Annotated in this window: 20 protein-coding genes and 1 riboswitch; of the genes, 14 read left to right on the top strand and 6 right to left on the bottom strand. The window is 39.5% G+C overall.

Features of this window, described 5'->3' with window-relative positions; translation table 11 throughout:
* The first annotated feature begins 525 nt into the window (after nucleotides 1-525).
* The 11 genes from B3D94_RS20220 (at nucleotide 526) to panF (ending at nucleotide 11,348) form a co-directional block, all read left to right on the top strand.
* The gene (locus B3D94_RS20220) at nucleotides 526-1,764 is read left to right on the top strand and encodes a substrate-binding domain-containing protein (protein ID WP_291759887.1); all 1,239 of its coding nucleotides are present in this window, start codon (nucleotides 526-528) and stop codon (nucleotides 1,762-1,764) included.
* 59 nt (nucleotides 1,765-1,823) lie between these two features.
* Entirely contained in the window at nucleotides 1,824-2,600 is a 777-nt protein-coding gene (locus B3D94_RS20215) for an ABC transporter ATP-binding protein (protein ID WP_291759884.1), read from the top strand.
* On the top strand, nucleotides 2,575-3,282 hold the full coding sequence (locus B3D94_RS20210) for an ABC transporter ATP-binding protein (protein WP_193832125.1): 708 nt from the start codon (nucleotides 2,575-2,577) through the stop codon (nucleotides 3,280-3,282). Before B3D94_RS20215 ends, B3D94_RS20210 begins: the two co-directional genes overlap by 26 nt.
* A 16-nt stretch (nucleotides 3,283-3,298) precedes the next feature.
* Nucleotides 3,299-4,171: a branched-chain amino acid ABC transporter permease gene (locus B3D94_RS20205; protein WP_193832124.1), complete on the top strand. Its 873-nt coding sequence runs from the start codon at nucleotides 3,299-3,301 to the stop codon at nucleotides 4,169-4,171.
* On the top strand, nucleotides 4,168-5,184 hold the full coding sequence (locus B3D94_RS20200; protein ID WP_291759878.1) for a branched-chain amino acid ABC transporter permease: 1,017 nt from the start codon (nucleotides 4,168-4,170) through the stop codon (nucleotides 5,182-5,184). The genes B3D94_RS20205 and B3D94_RS20200 overlap by 4 nt, the downstream gene beginning before the upstream one ends.
* Nucleotides 5,181-6,185 (top strand): 3-oxoacyl-ACP synthase, encoded by a 1,005-nt coding sequence (locus B3D94_RS20195; RefSeq protein ID WP_291759875.1) that lies wholly within the window; start codon nucleotides 5,181-5,183, stop codon nucleotides 6,183-6,185. Before B3D94_RS20200 ends, B3D94_RS20195 begins: the two co-directional genes overlap by 4 nt.
* 12 nt (nucleotides 6,186-6,197) lie before the next feature.
* Entirely contained in the window at nucleotides 6,198-7,109 is a 912-nt protein-coding gene (locus B3D94_RS20190) for an alpha/beta fold hydrolase (protein ID WP_291759872.1), read from the top strand.
* Nucleotides 7,093-7,824, top strand: a complete 732-nt coding sequence (gene fabG, locus B3D94_RS20185) for a 3-oxoacyl-ACP reductase FabG (RefSeq protein ID WP_069481527.1) — start codon at nucleotides 7,093-7,095, stop codon at nucleotides 7,822-7,824. Before B3D94_RS20190 ends, fabG begins: the two co-directional genes overlap by 17 nt.
* Before the next feature lie 15 nt (nucleotides 7,825-7,839).
* Nucleotides 7,840-9,318, top strand: a complete 1,479-nt coding sequence (locus B3D94_RS20180; protein ID WP_291759868.1) for a class I adenylate-forming enzyme family protein — start codon at nucleotides 7,840-7,842, stop codon at nucleotides 9,316-9,318.
* A 321-nt stretch (nucleotides 9,319-9,639) separates the two neighbouring features.
* Nucleotides 9,640-9,903, top strand: coding sequence for a YhdT family protein (locus tag B3D94_RS20175; RefSeq protein ID WP_069481525.1), 264 nt, complete (start codon nucleotides 9,640-9,642; stop codon nucleotides 9,901-9,903).
* Complete coding sequence (panF, locus tag B3D94_RS20170; protein ID WP_069481524.1) at nucleotides 9,903-11,348, top strand: sodium/pantothenate symporter; 1,446 nt, start codon at nucleotides 9,903-9,905, stop codon at nucleotides 11,346-11,348. The genes B3D94_RS20175 and panF overlap by 1 nt, the downstream gene beginning before the upstream one ends.
* A gap of 44 nt (nucleotides 11,349-11,392) precedes the next feature.
* Here the strand turns inward: panF and B3D94_RS20165 are convergent, their stop codons facing one another.
* Nucleotides 11,393-12,163 carry a TSUP family transporter gene (locus tag B3D94_RS20165; protein ID WP_008178734.1) on the bottom strand — a complete coding sequence of 257 codons (771 nt, stop codon included), beginning with the start codon at nucleotides 12,161-12,163 and terminating at the stop codon, nucleotides 11,393-11,395.
* Nucleotides 12,164-12,289: 126 nt separating this feature from the next.
* Here B3D94_RS20165 and B3D94_RS20160 point away from each other — a divergent pair, with 126 nt between their 5' ends.
* Together B3D94_RS20160 and B3D94_RS20155 are read left to right on the top strand one after the other, a co-directional pair.
* Nucleotides 12,290-13,072, top strand: coding sequence for a TrmB family transcriptional regulator (locus B3D94_RS20160; RefSeq protein WP_291759858.1), 783 nt, complete (start codon nucleotides 12,290-12,292; stop codon nucleotides 13,070-13,072).
* A 21-nt stretch (nucleotides 13,073-13,093) separates the two neighbouring features.
* Nucleotides 13,094-13,477 (top strand): hypothetical protein, encoded by a 384-nt coding sequence (locus tag B3D94_RS20155; protein ID WP_254664286.1) that lies wholly within the window; start codon nucleotides 13,094-13,096, stop codon nucleotides 13,475-13,477.
* A 46-nt stretch (nucleotides 13,478-13,523) separates the two neighbouring features.
* Here B3D94_RS20155 and B3D94_RS20150 read toward each other — a convergent pair whose 3' ends face one another.
* Nucleotides 13,524-13,895, bottom strand: coding sequence for a nucleotide excision repair endonuclease (locus B3D94_RS20150; protein WP_025116318.1), 372 nt, complete (start codon nucleotides 13,893-13,895; stop codon nucleotides 13,524-13,526).
* Nucleotides 13,896-14,097: 202 nt separating this feature from the next.
* Nucleotides 14,098-14,207, top strand: a riboswitch (SAM riboswitch).
* 98 nt (nucleotides 14,208-14,305) lie between these two features.
* On the opposite strand from B3D94_RS20150, the gene metA reads away from it, so the two are divergent.
* Nucleotides 14,306-15,241 carry a homoserine O-acetyltransferase MetA gene (gene metA / locus B3D94_RS20145; protein WP_036227305.1) on the top strand — a complete coding sequence of 312 codons (936 nt, stop codon included), beginning with the start codon at nucleotides 14,306-14,308 and terminating at the stop codon, nucleotides 15,239-15,241.
* Between the two features lie 53 nt (nucleotides 15,242-15,294).
* Here metA and B3D94_RS20140 read toward each other — a convergent pair whose 3' ends face one another.
* Genes B3D94_RS20140 through B3D94_RS20125 form a run of 4 tightly spaced genes read right to left on the bottom strand, consistent with a single transcriptional unit; the run spans nucleotide 15,295 to nucleotide 19,843 of the window.
* Complete coding sequence (locus tag B3D94_RS20140; RefSeq protein ID WP_291759844.1) at nucleotides 15,295-16,800, bottom strand: GerAB/ArcD/ProY family transporter; 1,506 nt, start codon at nucleotides 16,798-16,800, stop codon at nucleotides 15,295-15,297.
* Nucleotides 16,801-16,833: 33 nt separating this feature from the next.
* Nucleotides 16,834-17,067 carry a hypothetical protein gene (locus tag B3D94_RS20135; protein ID WP_036227300.1) on the bottom strand — a complete coding sequence of 78 codons (234 nt, stop codon included), beginning with the start codon at nucleotides 17,065-17,067 and terminating at the stop codon, nucleotides 16,834-16,836.
* Between the two features lie 4 nt (nucleotides 17,068-17,071).
* Nucleotides 17,072-18,271, bottom strand: a complete 1,200-nt coding sequence (locus B3D94_RS20130) for a Ger(x)C family spore germination protein (RefSeq protein ID WP_291759837.1) — start codon at nucleotides 18,269-18,271, stop codon at nucleotides 17,072-17,074.
* 27 nt (nucleotides 18,272-18,298) lie between these two features.
* Nucleotides 18,299-19,843: a spore germination protein gene (locus B3D94_RS20125; RefSeq protein WP_291759834.1), complete on the bottom strand. Its 1,545-nt coding sequence runs from the start codon at nucleotides 19,841-19,843 to the stop codon at nucleotides 18,299-18,301.
* Nucleotides 19,844-19,955 lie beyond the last annotated feature (112 nt).

The raw sequence follows: 19,955 nt of genomic DNA, 5'->3' as shown, positions 1-19,955 counted from the left end.
ATAAACAATTCCATAACGTAGATATGAATAGTAGTCCAATTTTGATAGGCTCAAGGAATTGAAACTTCTTCCAAATTACTAATTTTATCCGATACCAATTTCATTTTATTATTTTCGTTTATTAACTTAGTGATATCTTTTTTCGTTCCTACTGTATATTTTTCCATTTTGTTGGATTGGAATACGGGAAAAATGATGAATGCATACCGACAAATACAAGGTCAGCCATAAATATGATTTCATGTATGATCACTATGGAAATCACTGTTAATTACCCAAGAGACAGGTTTATTCGTAATATTTTCAGCATTATTTCTTATATCCCCAGCTGTTTGTTGTGTGTTTAATGAAAATAATTGTTTTGTCCCTGTCGTTGCGCTACGCTTCACTTTCGGGACAGAAAAATGCTCTGCACTAAAAGGTGCAGAGCATTTTTTGTAACTAATTTGTAACTGGACTTATATATAGTGAGGTCATAGCAACGAAAGCGCTTTCTTGGGTGATAATTTTGAAGGGGGATATGGGATGAGGAAGCATTGGTATTGGTTTCTTTTAGTGATGGTAGCTGTGTTGTTGGTGGCTTGTGGCGAAAAGGATACAAAGGAAGAGGTTGCGGATGCAGACACTTCTGATGGTGAGACGAAGGCTGTTACGGCCGAAGCAGGAACAATTAGGATTGGGGTGCTTGCTTCGTTAACGGGGGCACTTGAGTCTTATGGGAAACAGACGCAGCGTGGGTTTGATTTAGGGGTAGAGTATGCCACTGGCGGTACGATGGAGGTCAATGGGAAAAAAATTGAGATTGTTTATGAGGATACGGAGACGAAACCTGAGGTTGCTGTACAAAAGGCCACTAAGCTATTAGAGGATGATCAGGTTGATTTTCTAGTAGGGTCGTCGAGCTCTGGTGATACGCTGGCTGTCCTTCCGCTTGCAGAGGAGTATGAAAAAATTATGGTTGTGGAGCCTGCGGTAGCAGATAGTATTACAGGTTCAGAATTTAATGAATATATTTTCCGTACAGGACGTAATTCATCACAGGATGCGTATGCGGCGGCGGCAGCTATTGCGGGAGATGGTGTGAAGATTGCAACGTTTGCACCAGATTATTCGTTTGGATGGGACGGTGTGGATGCATTTAAGACAGCTGCAGAGAAGTTGGGAGCAGAAATTGTGCTAGAGGAGTATGCTGATCCAGCCGCAACAGACTTTACGTCGAATCTGCAAAAGGTGATGGATGCCAAGCCTGATTATTTATTTGTCGTATGGGCAGGGGCAAATTCTCCTTGGAATCAAATTGCTGATCTTAAAATTCAAGAAAAAGGCATTAAAATTTCTACGGGTGCGCCTGATATTATTGCGCTTCAATTTATGAATCCATTAGTTGGAATGGAAGGCTTCTCCGTGTATTATCATACGTTACCGCAAAATGATGTGAATAAATGGTTAGTGGAGGAGCATCAAAAACGTTTCAATGAGGTACCGGATTTATTTACACCTGGAGGTATGTCCGCAGCCATTTCGATTGTGGAGGCATTGAAGAAATCCGATGGGGATGCCGATGCTAATAAGCTAATTGATGTGATGGAAGGGATGTCATTTGAGACACCGAAAGGTACGATGACATTCCGTGAAGAGGATCACCAAGCCCTTCAATCTATGTATTCAATTCGATTAGAAAATCAAGACGGTGTGGAATACCCAGTACCAGTCCTTATTCGTGAGCTGAGTCCTGAGGAAACAGCACCACCTGTTATGAAGTAGCTTATGAGAGGCAGAAATTCTGTCTCTCTACATAACTAGTAGAAGGGAAGGGAGTAGAGATGGAGCCTATATTACGCACTGATAATTTAACAATCCGTTTTGGTGGGCATACAGCTGTGGATGGTGTCAATTTTCAAATGCCTGAAAAGCATCTGAAGTCCATTATTGGACCGAATGGGGCAGGTAAAACAACGTTCTTTAATTTAATTAGTGGTGAATTAAGGCCAACTGCGGGTGATGTTTATTTTAAGGGGCAATCATTGGCACAAAAGTCAGCCATTGAAAGAACACGTATGGGTTTAGGTCGATCCTTTCAAATTACGAATGTTTTTCCAAACTTAACGGTTTTAGAAAATGTTCGTTTAGCTGTGCAGTCTAAGGAAAAAATTCGTTATCAGCTATTTCGACACTACCAAAGCTATAGGGCGATCACTGAAAAAGCGGAAGAGCTATTAGCACTTGTGTTACTAGATAATAAACGCGATGCCCTTACAACGATGCTTTCACATGGGGAGAAAAGAAAGCTTGAGATTGCTATGCTGCTTGCGTTAGATACGGAAATTCTGTTGCTTGATGAACCAACTGCTGGCATGTCTTTAGAGGAAGTACCAACCATTTTAGAAGTGATTCGCACAATAAAACAGCAAGGGAATAAAACCATTTTGCTCATTGAACACAAAATGGACATGATTTTAGATTTATCGGATTCGATAATGGTGTTGTTTAATGGTCAATTATTAGCAGACGGATCACCTAAGGAAATCATGAATAATGACACCGTACAACATGCATATTTGGGGAGGCTGTACGATGAACACCTTACTGACACTAAATGAGGTTCATACGCATATCGGCCAATATCACATCTTACAGGGCGTGAATTTTGAAGCGAAGGAGGGGCAGGTGACAGTATTGCTAGGTCGTAATGGTGCAGGTAAAACGACAACGCTGAAAACGATCATGGGCTTAACACCTGCCACAAAGGGAGAAATCGCCTTTCGCTCTCACTCTATTAAAAGAAGTCCCACTTACAAGGTAGCCAAATTAGGGATAGGCTATGTTCCAGAAAATCAAGGGATTTTTGCTGATTTATCGGTAGAGGAGAATATGAAGGTAGCGATGCGTAAGGAGGATACAGTGACGTTAGAGCGACAGCAATATGTGCTTGAGCTTTTTCCTGACTTAAAGAAATTTTGGAAGAAGGCTGGTGGCCATTTATCAGGTGGCCAAAAGCAAATGCTGTCAATGGCAAGAGCTTTTATCAATGATAGTCCATTAATTTTGATTGATGAACCTTCGAAAGGGCTAGCTCCGATAGTCGTTGAAAAGGTGATGGAGGCCATTGTGGAAATGAAAAAGAAAACGTCAATTGTTCTTGTGGAACAAAACTTTATGATGGCTAGCCGAATCGGTGATACTTATACATTAATTGATGATGGCAGAACTGTACATTCAGGCAATATGCAGGAACTTATTGATAATGAAGAACTAAAACGCAAGTATTTGGGAATTGGATAAAAGGGGGTGACCATCATTGGAGCTGTTCGTCAATTTAATCATTAATGGCTTGGCAACAGGCATGCTGATATTTCTACTAGCGGCTGGCTTGACGTTAATTTTCGGCTTAATGGATGTGTTAAACTTCGCGCATGGTGGGTTATTCGTTTGGGGAGCTTATGCGGGAATCTTCACTTATATGTATACGGAGAGTTTCATTGTAGGGATTATTGGTGCTATTTTAACGGGGGCATTGCTAGGATTTATAACAGAGAAATTAATTATCACACCTGTTTACGGCAATCATATTCAGCAAATTTTAATCACGTTAGGGTTGATGCTTGTTTTGCAAGAGCTAATTAAAGTAGTCTTTGGCCCGAATGGTGTTGCCGTGAAAACACCAAGTTATTTAGCTGGTAGCTGGGAAATTGGTGACATTATTATCATCAAATATCGTTTATTTATTATTATCATTGGATTTGTGATTTTTGGGATTTTCCAATATATGCTAAAGCGCACGAAGATTGGTTTAATTGTTCGGGCAGGCGTTCAAGACAAGGAAATGGCGCAGGCTCTTGGTATTCATATTAAACGCGTGTTTTTATATGTTTTCATGGTTGGTGCGGCACTTGCAGCACTAAGTGGTATGTTGATGGCTCCCTATTCAGGGGTAATCTATGCGGAAATGGGGATGGAATACGCTATTTTAGGCTTTATTGTGGTAGTCATTGGTGGAATGGGCAGTTTTTCAGGTTCTTTGCTGGCGGCTATTTTAGTAGGGCTTGCAGGTAGCTTTATGGCTTATTATGTGCCTGTGCTATCACTTGCAGTCAATATGATATTAATGGCGATTGTATTAATCTTCCGCCCACAAGGACTGTTTGCGTTGCGAAAGGAGCGAACATCATGAAGCAAAAAACTACCTTACCCCATATCGCCTTTTTCCTATTATTCGCGATTTTTCTCATACTTCCTTTCGTCAATGATTCAAGGACATTACTTATTTTATTAACGCAAATTTTCATTTTTGGGATATTAGCAATGAGCTATGATATTTTACTAGGCTATACAGGAATCGTGTCGTTTGGGCATGCCATGTTTTTTGGTATCGGTGCCTATACAACAGCGGTTATGCTTAAACAAATGGAAAATACAATGTTTATTTTTGTCCTGTCCATCGTGATCGGCATGCTGTTAGCAGGACTTGTTAGCTTCTTAGTAGGGTTACTGACACTTCGTTTGAAAAGTCATTTCTTTGCTATGTTGACATTAGCCTTTTCAGGATTATTTTTGGTACTAGCCGAAAAATGGCGCACGGTTACTTACGGCAATGATGGCTTTACATTTCGAGCACCAGATATGTTTAGAGATCGTCTGACGTTCTATTTTTTTGTACTCGGGAGCCTAGTCCTTATCTTTTTAGCCCTTTATCGCTTCGTTAACTCTCCGACAGGTCGAATTTTAATTGCCGTTAGGGAAAATGAGAAACGGACGAAATCATTAGGCTATAACACATTGCACTATAAAGTCATCGCTTCAGTTGTGGCAGGCATAGTGGCGAGCTTCGCCGGTTCATTATATGCCGTATCCTTACGCTTTGTTAATACAAGTGTGATGACGATGGATATTACACTCGATGCTTTATTAATGACTATTATTGGTGGAGTCGGCACTTTAGTGGGACCATTATTAGGGGCAGCAGTCATTGAATATGCTCAGCACACTTTATCTGGATTGGCACGAGATTATCCTATTTTTGAACGTTGGATTATTTTCTTTGGGATTCTCTATATTTTAGCGGTAATTTTTTTCCCAAAGGGCATTATTGGTACACTTCGCTTGCTAATATGGAAATGGCGAGGAAAAGTAAAAAACAGAAAAACACAGGTTGCCCTGCCGCAGGAAAAGGAGCGATTTGAATGACAGTAGGTATTGTCAGTACAGGTATTTATCTACCACAAAACAGAATGTCATCGAGCGAAATTGCGGAACTTTCCAATATTCCAGAGGATATTATCCGTCAAAAAATGGGCATTCATGAAAAACCGATTCCTGGAGAGCATGATCATACAGTGCAAATGGGGATATGGGCAGCACAGGATGCTATTAAAAAAGCACATATAGAGCCGAAAGATATTGACGTTGTTATCTATATGGGAGAGGAGCATAAGGAATATCCTTTATGGACAGCCTCCATCAAAATGCAAGAAGAGATTGGCGCGGTCAATGCGTGGGCATTTGATGTGCAATTACGTTGTGGCACGACGATTATGGCGCTGAAGGTCGCAAAAAGTTTAATGGCTTCCGACGACACGATAAACACAATTCTCATCGCTGGTGGTTATCGCAATGTTGATTTTATCAATTATCGCAATCCACGCACACGCTTTATGTACAATTTGGCTGCTGGTGGGGGCGCTATGCTGTTACAAAAAAACTATCCGAAAAATCAGCTGTTAGAGGCGGATATCATGACAGATGGCACCTTTTCTGAGGATGTCGTTGTTCCTGTTGGTGGCACGAAAACGCCATTAACACCCTATCATTTGACAGAACATTTATTTCAGTTGGATGTTCTAGATCCGATTGGCATGAAAGAACGGTTAGAACAGAAATCTTTAAGCAATTTTTTGAAGGTCATTCGCAGCTCTTTATCGAAAAGTGGATATAGTGAAGAGAATTTAAATTACTTAGCGATGCTGCATATGAAAAGGTCCGCGCATGATTATATTTTAACGGAGCTTAGTCTGCAGCCTGAGCAATCTATTTATTTACAAGACTATGGGCATATTGGTCAGATTGATCAAATATTGTCCTTACAGCTTGCCTTGGAACAAAATCGTATAAAAACTGGCGATATTGTTACTTTGGTTAGTGCAGGCATTGGCTATGTATGGGGGGCTATTACGATACGTTGGGGATAAGGGGGAATTGGAATGTTAAAAACGGTTCAGTTAGCAAATGGGGAAACGATGGCCTATCGAAAACGTTCGGGTGGAGGGTATCCTTTAGTGCTGGTTCATGGGAATATGACCTCCTCTAAGCATTGGGACTTACTAATAGATGCTTTAGACGACAAATTTACGATTTATGCGATTGATTTACGAGGTTTTGGTGGATCTTCTTACCATCAACCTATTTCATCCATCAGAGATTTTAGTGAGGATGTTAAATTATTTGTGGATGAACTAAAATTACAAACCTTTGATATGATTGGCTGGTCAACGGGTGGAGCAGTCTGTCTACAGTTTGCCGCCAATTATCCAGACTATTGTCAACGACTGATTTTACTAGCATCTGCTTCCACACGTGGCTATCCATTTTACACGGATTTAGGAACGGGTAACCCTGCATCCTTCAAAAGAGCGTACAGCTATGAAGAAGTACTTGTGGATACATCGAAAACGAAGCTTGTACAGGGTTTTTATCATACGAAAAATAGAGAAGGCTTACAGTCACTGTGGAATTCATTAATTTATACCCATCAACAGCCGAGCAAGGAAAAATATGAAGAATATGTTGAGGATATGCTGACACAGCGAAATTTAGCTGAAGTTTATCATGCACTGAATACTTTTAATATAAGTGCTGTTGATCATGAGGTGGCTAAAGGGACACGGGAAGCCTTATTTATTAATATTCCCATTTTAGTATTAAGAGGAGATCGTGATTTAGTCATTACGGAAGAAATGAATGCAGAATTGCTTCAAGATTTAGGCAAAGAGGCTCAATTTGTGAGCTTAAAAGATTGTGGGCACTCGCCATTGGTGGATGATGTCGCACAGCTGACAGCTGAAATTGAGACCTTTTTAGAAATTGGAGGGGGAAATTATGCGCTTAAACAATAAAGTCGCTATTATTACAGGTGCCGCCAATGGAATTGGTTATGCGGCTGCTGAGCGTTTTATAGAAGAAGGGGCGGTTGTTATTATAGCTGACTATGATAACGACGCGGGGAATGCTGCAGCACAACGATTAGGTGAAAAGGCAACATTTATACAAGTGGATGTAGCGAATCGGGAGAGCGTAAAACAATTAGTGGCAACCGTCATTGAACAGGTAGGATGTATCGATATTTTAGTGAATAATGCAGGGATTACAAGAGACGCAATGCTAACAAAGATGACGGAGGATCAATTTCAACAAGTGTTAGAGGTGAATTTGACAGGCGTTTTTCACTGTACACAGGAAGTCATTCCTCATATGGTTGCGGCTGGAGGTGGCAAAATTATTAATACATCCTCTGTAAGTGGTGTTTATGGCAATGTTGGTCAAACGAATTATGCAGCCACAAAAGCGGCGATTGTAGGGATGACCAAAACATGGGCAAAGGAATTAGGTCGGAAAGGGATCAATGTCAATGCGGTTGCTCCTGGCTTTACAGAAACCGATATGGTAAAAAAAATGCCAGAAAACATCCTTGCTCAAATGCGATCCATCGTCCCATTACAGCGTTTAGGCACACCTCGAGATATTGCTAATGCTTACTTGTTTTTAGCATCTGATGAAGCCGCTTACGTCCATGGTCATACGCTTCATGTGGATGGCGCCATTATGATGTGACGGGAGGTTTACTACATGTTTGTTGAGCAAGCGTGGATTTTAAAACGTGCTGCATTAACACCTCACCACATCGCATTGATTAATCTTGCTACAGCAGAGCAATGGACGTATCAGCAATTAAGTGAGGAAATCAGTAAATGGTGTCAATTTTTCGAGCGTCAGCAGCTACTGAAGGGAAGTAGAGTCGCAGTATTTGCCAAAAATCATATTCAACTTTTTGCTGTTCTCTTTGCCTGTGGGCTGCGCGGGCTCATTTATGTGCCGTTAAATTGGCGTTTGAGTAAGGAAGAACTAACCCAAATTTTGGAGGATGCTACCCCTTCAATCTTATTGTATGAAGAGGAGGATACTTGTCCAGTCGTGTTAGACAAAATGTTTTCGCTTCAAAGTATCCAACAAGAGAAGAATGGGAGCGTTAATAAGCAACCTATGGAAGTAGACGATCCCTGGCTCATGATTTATACAGGGGGGACAACAGGTCGGCCAAAGGGGGTCGTGTTATCCTTTGAGTCAGTCAATTGGAATGCCATGAATACAATTATTAGTTGGGGTTTGCACGACAAAGATCGTACTTTAAATTATATGCCCATGTTTCATACAGGTGGCTTAAATGCGCTTTGTATCCCCTTACTGATGGCTGGTGGGACTGTTATTATTGGCGATAAATTCGAAGCGGAGGCAGCACTGCGAGCTACAAACCAATATAAAACAACGATCTCACTTTTTGTCCCAACGATGTATCAAGCAATGATTGCCACGAAATATTTTCAGGAAAATCAATTTCCTTCGATGAAAGTATTTTTATCAGGTGGTGCCCCATGTCCTCATCCAATTTACGATGCATTTTATAGGAAGGGGTTATTTTTTAAAGAGGGCTACGGCTTGACGGAGGCAGGACCTAATAACTTTTTCATTGCTCGCGAGGATGCATATGCCAAAAAAGGAGCCGTTGGGAAAAGCATGCAGTTCATTGAAGCTAAAATCATCAAACCGACTGGACACAATTGTGCTCCTCATGAAGTGGGGGAGCTATTGGTAAAAGGTAAGCATATGTTTCGTTTCTATTGGAATAACAAGCGCGAAACGGCCAATATCATGCAAGACGGTTGGTTAAAGACGGGCGATTTAGCTATGATGGATGAGGATGGCGATTTCTTTATTGTTGGGCGTAGAAAAGAAATGATCATCTCTGGTGGTGAAAATGTTTATCCTCAGGAAGTCGAGCAGTGTATGTTACAGCATCCTGATGTACAGGAGGTTGCCGTAATTGGCGTAGCAGACAACTATTGGGGAGAGGTCGTGACTGCTTTCATTGTCTGTCAAAATCAAGTGGCGACCATTTTAGATGAACTCCACGATCTGTGCCATCAACAGCTAGGGCGGTATAAGATTCCTAAACAAATCCTTTTCTTAGAGGAATTACCGAAAACAAGCGTCGGTAAAATTGATAAAAAGGCTTTGCATATGCTTGTAGATGCTACGCCATGTGAATAAAAGCGTTCATGTTTCTATTATCGGAATCGACAGATCCATCAAAGATAGCGTCATTAAAAGGAGAACCTATTATTTTTATTCAACATGCACAATTCTTTAGCGTTGAAACCTTATAAGTTTGGGGAAAGATCCAATAAAAATTACCTTTTTATATAACCTTCGTCTAATGTCATAGGCGAGGGTTTTTGCGCTTTTTAGACTGGTAATCGTGCAAGAACCCCCATTTATCGTTGTTTAGTTCTTGTTACGGCTTATTTTTTCACATCTCTTCCCATCAGACCAACATATCAGTAAAATAGAGTAGGTTAGGGGGATTGTCTTGTGAAAGATCAACGCTTTAAAATTGCGCATCGAGAGGCGCTTATTGGAATTGGATTAGTCCTTGTCAACTTTGCGATTTGGTTTGGCTTTGCTTATGGACTAGGTGCAGGGGATCCCGCAAATTATTCGTATGTTTTGGGTTTTCCTGCTTGGTTTTTCTATAGCTGTATCGCAGGGACAGGCTTTATGATCCTGCTCATCTGGATTGTTATGAAGCTCTTCTTTAAAGAGGTTCCATTTGAAGATGAGGAGGAGGACCGCTAATGCATTGGCAAGTTGTATTTCCATTGCTATTATTTCTAATTATTATTTTTGGAATTGGTTTCTGGGCCAATAAACATGTCCGCTCTTCTAACTCGTTTCTACAGGAGTATTTCCTTGGTGGTCGAGAAATGGGTGGATTTATCCTAGCGATGACAATGATAGCTACATATGGTAGTGCAAGTAGCTTTATCGGAGGACCAGGAGTAGCTTATACGAAGGGGCTCGGCTGGGTGCTACTCGCAATGGCACAACTACCTGCGGGCTATTTTGTCCTGATGATTTTAGGGAAAAAATTTGCTATTATTGCTCGTCGTTACCAAGCTATTACGCTCATCGACTTTTTACGAGAACGCTACAAAAGCCATGTCATTGTCATTCTGTCTGCTATTAGTATTATTGTCTTTTTATTTTCAGCGATGATGGCACAGTGGGTAGGAGGAGCCCGTTTAATTGAGTCTTTAACAGGCTTACATTACACGGCGGCACTGTTTATATTTGCGATTTCGGTTTTAGTGTATGTCATTATTGGTGGATTCCGAGCAGTTGCTTTAACGGATACTGTACAGGGCTCAATCATGGTTATAGGAACTGTAATTTTATTAATCGGAACTATTATTGCAGGTGGAGGCATCGATAAAATTATGACCTCGCTGGTCGCAGAAAATCCGAATTTCGTATCTCCATTTGGAGCAGAAGGGGATTTAACGCCTCTGTATGTTTCGACATTTTGGATATTAATTGGTGTAGGAGTGGTCGGACTTCCGCAAATCGCCGTGCGTGCGATGAGTTATAAGGATTCTAAAAGTATGCACTTAGCGATTATTATTGGCACAATTGCCATCGGGACAATTATGTTTGGGATGCATCTAATTGGTGTGTTAGCACGACCTGTCCTACCTGGCATCGATATTGGTGATAAAGTCATGCCACTCTTAACATTAAAGGTACTGCCGCCATTTTTAGCAGGGATTGTCTTAGCAGCACCAATGGCCGCTACCATGTCTACTGTCAATGCACTGCTCATGCTAGTAAGCTCTACAGTTGTCAAAGACATCTATTTGAATTATATGAAGCCACAGGCAAGTGATGCTGAAATTAAGCGTGCCAGTTTTATTGTGACAACGGTCATTGGCTTAGCAGTTGTCATCTTTGCACTCCATCCACCTGATTTATTAGTGTGGTTAAATTTATTTGCATTTGGTGGACTTGAGGCAGTCTTTATTTGGACAGTAGTACTCGGATTATACTGGAGGAAAGCAAACAAATATGGTGCCATTTCGTCAATGATTTCAGGTATGGCTTTGTATATTTTCATCGACCGGTTCTATCCGACTGCTTTCGGTATGCATACCGTTACGATTCCTATTGTAGCTTCCTTCATTATTTTTGTAATCGTAAGTCTTGCTACTAGTCATAAATTTAAGGACGAGCACTTCCTCCTATAATATCAAACAACGCCACAGATTTTTGACTGTGGCGTTGTTTTTATTTAATGAATCATATAATCGTAGGCATTTTTTGCAAGGAGCGTCATCGTCACAATGATAAAAAGCGTACGGACAAAGCCGCTTCCTTTTTGAATGGCCATACGAGAGCCAAGCATAGCCCCTCCAATTTGAGCTACCCCCATGACTAAACCATATACATAATGGATTTGGCCTAAGTATGCAAACATACAAACACCTGCCACATTACTTGCTAGATTTAAAAATTTCGCATTTCCTGCCGCTTTTAAAAAATCAAAGCCAACAAGCAAGAAGCTAAAGATTAAAAAAGAACCCGTTCCAGGACCAAGAAACCCATCATAAAACCCAATAGCAAATAATAGCATCATAAATAAAAATAAGTGGGTTTTAGATAGATTTTTTACTGTTGAAACAGCACCCCAATCCTTTTTAAAGATCGTATAAATCCCAACAGCTGCCAGCATGATAAGCATTAATGGTTTTAATAGGGCTGGGTTAATTAAATGAACAGTCCATGCGCCACATAATGATCCAATGAAGGCGAGAGGGAAATATTTCAGGACAGATCGAATTTCAAGCTGACCAGAACGGTAAAAAGAAATGGACGAAGTGAGTGAGCCCATCGCGCCTGCTAATTTATTGGTTGCTACAGCAGCGGCGGGATTTAAGCCAACAAACAATAAGGCTGGTAAGGAAATTAAACCGCCGCCTCCAACGACTGAATCTATAAAGGCCGCCAGAAATCCAAAGGAAATTAATAGTATTAAAATATGTACATCCACATCGAAAACCATGTTTACACCTCTTCTTAATTAGTTACTACTGAAATAGTAACTAATTTATTCGGTGCTGTAAAGTCTAATTTTTTCATTGGCAAATGTTCACAACAGTAGCCTATAATAAAAAGATGGAGGGATGATATGAATGAATTAATCGCCCAATTAAAAGAACTGGGATTGACAGAATATGAGGCAAAGGCCTATACAGCGCTCGTACAAAATAGTCATGTCAGTGCCTACCAAGTTAGCAAAAACTCTGGGATTCCAAGAGCTAGAATCTATGACATATTAAATGGTCTTGTTGAGAAGGGATTCGTTTTGAAAGAGGAAACGGCGGATCAAACGACGTATTCTTCCATTCCTGTCGAGATGTTTTTGCTGCAAATTCAACAGCGCTGGCAATCGAATTTTACGTCGATTAGTGATCAACTAGAAAAATTAGAAACGAAAGAACAAGAAGCGGAACCTAAAGTGTTAATGCTAAAAGGGAAGCAGACGATCCTCAATTATTGTCAAACCTTATTAAAAAAAGCAGAGACAAAAGTTATCCTATCGATGTGGGAGGATATGTACGATGCCTTACGCGAGGATATCGAAGAGGTATCACAGCATTTGGAGGTGCATGGCATTACCTTATATGTCGGAGAACATCTGGCATCTATCGATCAGCACAGAGCCACTCACTATACGAGAAAGACTTCTACACCTCATTGGTTTATTTTATCGGTTGATGGACAAGAAATGATTTATGGTCACTCGCCGTCGAACCAGGAAACAGCTTTTATAACGAATGATCCAGTGCATATTTATTTATTAGAGGATTATATTTGGCATGATGTTCTTATCAATCGACTAGTGAAGCGTGATGATAAAGAGCTTGAGGACTGGATTGCTAAAGAACGTAAAGCATTTTTCTTAGAGTAGTTATAAGGGAAGGGGAGCATCTTGAAAAAATGGATGTTGCCAGTATTATTTTGTTTATTTTTAATTGGCGGATGTGATTCTGCACCGCTGCCGGTTTCTCCTAAGATTCAGGAGCTAACAATCGTTCCTGACCATATCCAACAACATATTATAGCTAAAGACAGAATTCAGTTATTGTATGAAGATAACATGACGTACTATCTTGTCATGTTTTCGAAAGGAAATGTGCTAGCAAGCGCGGCAGCAAATGAAGATCGGTTAGTCATTCATTTCAAGGAAGGAAGCGAGCAAAAGAAAGAAGCTCAACCGTATGTCTATGCTATCAACAAAAGCCCGGAGCTGACGATTATTGAACTATATATTAACGGAAAAAGCATGCCGATAGATCGTATTACTATGATGTAATAAAAAACCGAAATCCCTAAAAAAGAGATTTCGGTTTTTGTTGATATTAATAAAATACTTTATCTACATTGTATTTGGAGCGGAACGTATTAATCGCATACGTTTCATAAATTTCACGTTCCATAGGATCTTCTACTTCATAGACTTCAATTTTGAAGACCTCGTCACGATAGTTTTTCATCGGAGATACATTGTCTTCAAAATGTTTTTTAATTCGTTGGCGAATTTTACGTGCTTTACCGACAAATAATAGCTCATTCTTTTCATTATAAAATAAGAAAATACCGCCTTTATCACGTGTGATTTTGTGGAAGTCGATGAAACCAAAGTATGGTGTAATTGGGACATCACCTGGTTTTACATCTTGTTCGCGTTGGCGAATGACTACATCTGGTTTTGGAAATTCAATATTAATCAAAGTATTCACGTTCCTCTCTATTACTAAAGATATATGGTAACATAATACCGGCATGTTTACCATAAAATTTCATGTAGAATAACCATATACAGCAAGCTTAGTGTTTATCAAATGATGGGAGAACATGCATAGGAATAACAAAATATTCTATGAATTATTGATATTCTAACTAGTCCATGTTACAATTCAAGATAATTAAATAATCTTATCAAGAGAAGCAGAGGGATTTGGCCCGATGACGCTTCAGCAACCTCTAACAAATGTTAGAAAGGTGCTAATTCCAGCAAAGGTTTTTCCTTTGAGAGATAAGAGTGAACGTGAAAAAAATCCTTCTCATTCTATCTCATATGGAATGTGGAGGATTTTTTAATTTTTTCGAAAAAGGAGCAAAAAAGAGAGGGGAACGCAAGATGCCAATTAATATTCCGAAAAATTTACCTGCTGGAGAACATTTACGTGAGGAAAAAATCTTCGTGATGGAAGAGGACCGTGCGAGAACACAGCAAATACGTCCATTAAATATATTAATCTTAAATTTGATGCCCGAAAAAGAAAAAACGGAGCTACAATTACTACGATTACTAGGAAATACACCATTACAGGTGAATATTACTTTTTTAAACACGGCTACTCATGAATCTAAAAATGTGAGTAAATCTCATTTGCAATTATTCTACACAACGTTTAACCAAATTCGTCATCGACGCTATGATGGTATGATTATTACGGGTGCTCCTGTAGAAAAAATGCCGTTTGAAGAGGTTAACTATTGGCAGGAAATTGCTGAAATTATGGATTGGTCTAAAAAGAATGTGACATCCGTGCTACATATATGTTGGGGGGCACAGGCTGCGCTATATCATCATTATGGGATTGGAAAGGTCGAGCTTTCTGCTAAATGCTCCGGCGTTTATTCTCATGTGATTACTGATTTAACAGTAGATTTAGTACGAGGCTTTAGTGATTTATTTACAGCCCCTCATTCTCGCTATACATCTGTCTCGATTGACGAGGTTCGCAATCATCCAGACTTACGCTTATTATCCTATTCAGAGGATGCGGGTGTATTTATCGTGCAATCAAAAGATAATAAAAACATTATGATTACTGGACATTTAGAATATGATGCGACAACATTAGCCGATGAATACAGTCGCGATGTTGCCAAGGGCATCCATATAGACGTTCCAGTAAACTACTTCCCAAATGATGATCCAGCAAAGGCACCGATGAATACATGGCGTGCCCATACGCATTTATTGTTCTCCAACTGGTTGAACTACTACGTATACCAAGAGACACCATATGAATGGGACTTTGTAGACGAAATTGAATATCATATTTAAATAACACTGAAAAAGTCTAATTTCTTCACTAAGCAGCAAGGAATTAGACTTTGTTATTCTAGATTTTTCTTGTCAGAACTCGTTTTATCTGGAGTCGCCTGATCGTCCTGTTTGGATGTAGCGTTGCCAGCTTCAGACTGAATCACTTGGCTGGAATTCGACGTAGCAGATTTATCTTGATTGTCTTGAGTAGAAACTGGATTATCTGTTTTTTCTTGATTATCCTGATTGTCTTGAGTGCTATCTGTATTAGCATCGTTAGTCTGATTCTCCTGATTGGAATTCATAGTAGCAGGTTTCGTCTGAATATCCTGATTGGAATCCTTATTATTTGGTTTCACCTGATTCTCCTGAAGGGAATCCATATTACCAGGTTTTGTCTGATTGCCTTGATTAGAAACCGCATTCCTTGCATCAGTCATTTGCCCCTCATTAGAATCCGCATGACCCATTTCAGTTGAATTATCTAGTGATTTTCGATTACGTATAACAGCTACAATGAGGAGAAGTATGGGTAATAATATGGTGCAAACAAATGCATAAATTGGCCAAATCTCATCATTATAAATGTTGGAATGGACGATGTCTGGGTGAACAATTTGCGAAAGTCCGACCATAATAATACCCATTGGTAGGATTAGTGGGCGGTGATCCTTCAATTTCATAATTTGTGCAATTCCAACAACAGTTGTATAGAAGTACATAAACGTTCGAATAAAAATGGATACAATCCACATAAAAGCCATGATAATTTCAATGCGCTGTAAAAAATTTCCGATAGAGATTCTTTGTGCTAGGGCATAGCTAGGGAAAGATCGCGAAGCCGTGTTGGCTGGCCCTAAGACTAAAATGGATAGAGTAATTAATGTTACTAGAACAAATCCACCGAGAAGCATGCCTATGTAAAATCCTTTTTTTGAGGATTGCTGGACATTGACACTAGCAGGGTAAATCATTAATAACATAACTAACGAAAAAGAAAAGACACTTATAAAGCGGATGATACTATATAAGATGGATGTTTTGGATGCTTCCATAATCGGTTGTATATTTTCAAACTTAATTTGTGGGGTGATACTGACAACAAAGAAAATAAAAATTAAGACAAACATAGGGAAAAGTATTTCTGCTGAACGAGCAAAGTTTTCTATCCCTAAATAGGTAGCATACATAATTATAATAATAAACAACAAGGCAAATGCCATAGTAGGCGTTTCCGGCATTACCTCTGTTTTCATAAAAGCACCAATAAAATACAGTAATTCTCCTCCCGCAAATAGGGTAAGAGAAAGGAAGCACACCACTGTGATTTTTCCAAAAAAGCGCCCGAGAAGTTTTTCATTTGCTTCAATAAAATTCAGTGTCGGTGTTTGGTCGCCTAACGTCACAAATAATTTCACAACAAGCAAACTAAGGACAATACCAATACTTGCAGCAATCCACGCATCTTGCTTACTAGAGCTTGCAATACTTGAAGGGATGATTAAGATGGCAGTACCGATAGAAAGGAGGAATGTGATAATTGTAAATTGTCTTGAACTAATTACTTCTTTTTCCATATAATTGTCCTCCTTTTCATGACGATGTATCTACTATTTTGTGAGTGAAACGATAAAATCTTTAATTGGTGTAAAAATAAAGGTTATAAAATCTAGAGGACTCGGGATATCTATTTTGAGAGCAATGCCCATATTAAGCGCTGTTCCAATTAGTAATAGGATTGAAAAAACAAGAATGGTTTTGGTCTCTTGTTGCTTTTTGAGTTTCGGGATATATAGTAACGCAATAATGATTGAAATGATTAAGATGGCTATTGCTAGTACCAATCCACTATCCCTCCTTTGGCTTTTTTAATAATGAGTTTTGCATTGTGCCTAAACCTTGTGTTGTCACTTTTACATGAACATGGATTGGTAGATCAGGAAAGATATTTGGCCAATCGTTTTTGATTTTTTTCCATTGTTTAGCATCTGCACGATGTAGGGCATCACCATAGCCTAAAACATCCACTTGGTATTGCTGTTGAATTTTTTCTAATGTTTTTTCAATACGTTCATCGATGCCCTGTGCTGTCTTTTTATTGATATAATCCACCGTTTTATTTTTCGTTAGATTGATATCACATTCGACCTCTCCTACATTTTGTTCCACATTTATTTGGACATCAATTTGCGGTTTCCCATTTTTAAATGACCCCTTTACTTTTGTGGAGGATTTCGTAATCTCAGTCGAGAGTGTACCTTGCTTTGGACAGGTGACGATTTCGATCGTACTTTGTATTTTGTCACTAAGGAAACTAATGCTTTTACTTTCACCCTCTGAAAGTAAACCAATGTATCGATCCCCTTTAAAGACGGCTAACCCTGCATAATTTAACAACACGGGTGTTTTAACACGTTGGACATTTGTTTGCTCGGCACCTAACTGTTTATCCCCGTGAACTTCAATCGCAGAAATCAAAACCCCATTATCCTTTTCACTGAGCCTAGTGACCAATTCGTCTATATTAATAGCAATCGTAGAGCCCCAAACTTTTTCAGAAACATTGAGGGAGTTTAAAATTTTATTAGCAGGCACTTTTTCGATAGGTGTTAGCACATTTAACACTTCCTTAGCTGTAGCTTCATGAGACATTATGACATCGAAATCCTTTCTAAACTCATGGTCTCGTGAAATTAAATCTAATGAGTCACTGATTCCCTCTTTAGCGAGGTCTTCACCTAAAACGACTACCCGTAGATGGGCAAAATATGGTTTTCGTGCAGCAATGGTCGTCATTTTGCGGATGGCTTCAAAAATTGTTTCCCCTCTAGAATGGTAGCTGATAACAGGGGAGCGCTGAGTGGAAGCTTGTCGCATGGAAACCTCACTAGGATCAACTATTTGAACGGTAATCTCATACTCATCATCCACTTTGTCTATACCAAGCGCTACAACAATGGCTAATTCATTTAATTCACGCTTACTCCAGCAACCACTTAACAGTAAAGTGAGGATGCATAGTAAGCAAATTGCTTTTACTTTTGCCATATTTCATTCCTCATTTGTTCAGTAGTTTTATTTCCTACCTGTTCTAGGGACATATTTATGCCCTCTAACAATATTTTTCTGATTCACTAAACGTGGACGTGTTAATAAACGTCTACGAGGGAGCAATAAAAATGCATCTTTTTGATCCTGTATAATTAAAGGAGCAAAGGGGCTTAAATATGGTACACCAAATGAACGAATACTGCATAAATGAAGAATAATGATAATAATGCCAAACATAACTCCAAAAAGACCAAACATAGCTGCTAAAATCATTAATGGAAAGCGCAGTACACGAATCGTATTGGACAAACCATAAGCAGGGAATAAAAAACTACAAATGGCCGTTAATGCCACTATAATAACCATAACAGCCGAGACAACACCGGCATCTACCGCTGCTTGACCAATTACCAAGGTACCCACGATGGACACCGCTGGACCGATTGTTCGGGGCATTCGAAGCCCTGCCTCTCGTAATATCTCAAAGGCAAGCTCCATAATGAGTGCCTCGACTACGGCAGGGAAGGGCACGCCTTCTCGTTGTGACGCAATACTAATGAGCATAGCCGTCGGTAGCATTTCTTGATGAAACGTAGTAATCGCAACATAGAGAGAGGGTGCTACCAATGCCAAACTAATCCCAAAGAAACGTAAGATACGAATGAGGGAACTAATCATCCAATGTTGGTAATAGTCTTCTGCTGATTGCAAAAAGGAAGTAAATAATGCTGGCACCACTAAGACAAAGGGTGTTCCATCTACCAAAATGGCTATTTTGCCATCTAATAATTCGCCAGCAATAACATCAGGACGTTCGGAATTGTATACGGTTGGAAACATGGTATTTTTAGAATCTTGAATAAAATCCTCAATATACCCACTTTCTAAAATGCCATCGATATTAATGCGATCTAACCGCGCTAACACCTCCGCAACAATTTTGTCACTGGCAATACCATGTATATACATTACAGCGACATCTGTTTGTGTCACTTCACCAATGACACGGGACTTAATCCAAAGATTTGGACTTTTTATTTTGCGCCGAATGAGCGCGGTATTCGTACGCAAAGTTTCAGTAAAGGACTCTCGAGGTCCCCTAATGACGGATTCAGTTGAAGGCTCTGTAACAGCTCTATCCTTTGCACTTTTCGTGCTTGTTACGATACCTTCCGCAAAGCCGTCTAATAAAATGACGGTTTCACCATTAAGGATGGCATGATACAGTGATGTGAAATTTTCGATATTCATCACATCACCAACAGTTAAATAGGAACTTCGCACATATTGATTAATGGTAGTAATTTCAATTTCTTGGTCTTCCTCAATATTCGCCATTAATTTATCAATTACAGAATCCGAAATCATCGTTTTATCAGATAAGCCGTCAATGGAAATAATGGCGAGCCGATGGGGTTCAGCTTCACCAATCGTAATTTCTCGAATAATGATGTCATTGCTATGACCAAGAGTGTTTTGAATGACTTTTATATTTTTGGCAAGGGAAGTATTGAGTAAATCGTCCGTTGTAAGGGATGGGGAGGGTTCGATCTTGTTTGATATGGACATGCGTTTTCCTCCTCAAATGAATGTTCATTATTTATAGAATGGACAACTTTGTGCGGAGATAAACGAAAAAAGGAATGAAATTCTAGCGACTATTTTTCAAATAAAAAAACAG

Source organism: Lysinibacillus sp. UBA5990 (genome assembly GCF_002429815.1).
Classification (GTDB): domain Bacteria; phylum Bacillota; class Bacilli; order Bacillales_A; family Planococcaceae; genus Lysinibacillus; species Lysinibacillus fusiformis.
The sequence above is the reverse complement of the archived record's forward strand: the minus strand, read 5'-3'. Positions and strand labels throughout refer to the sequence as shown.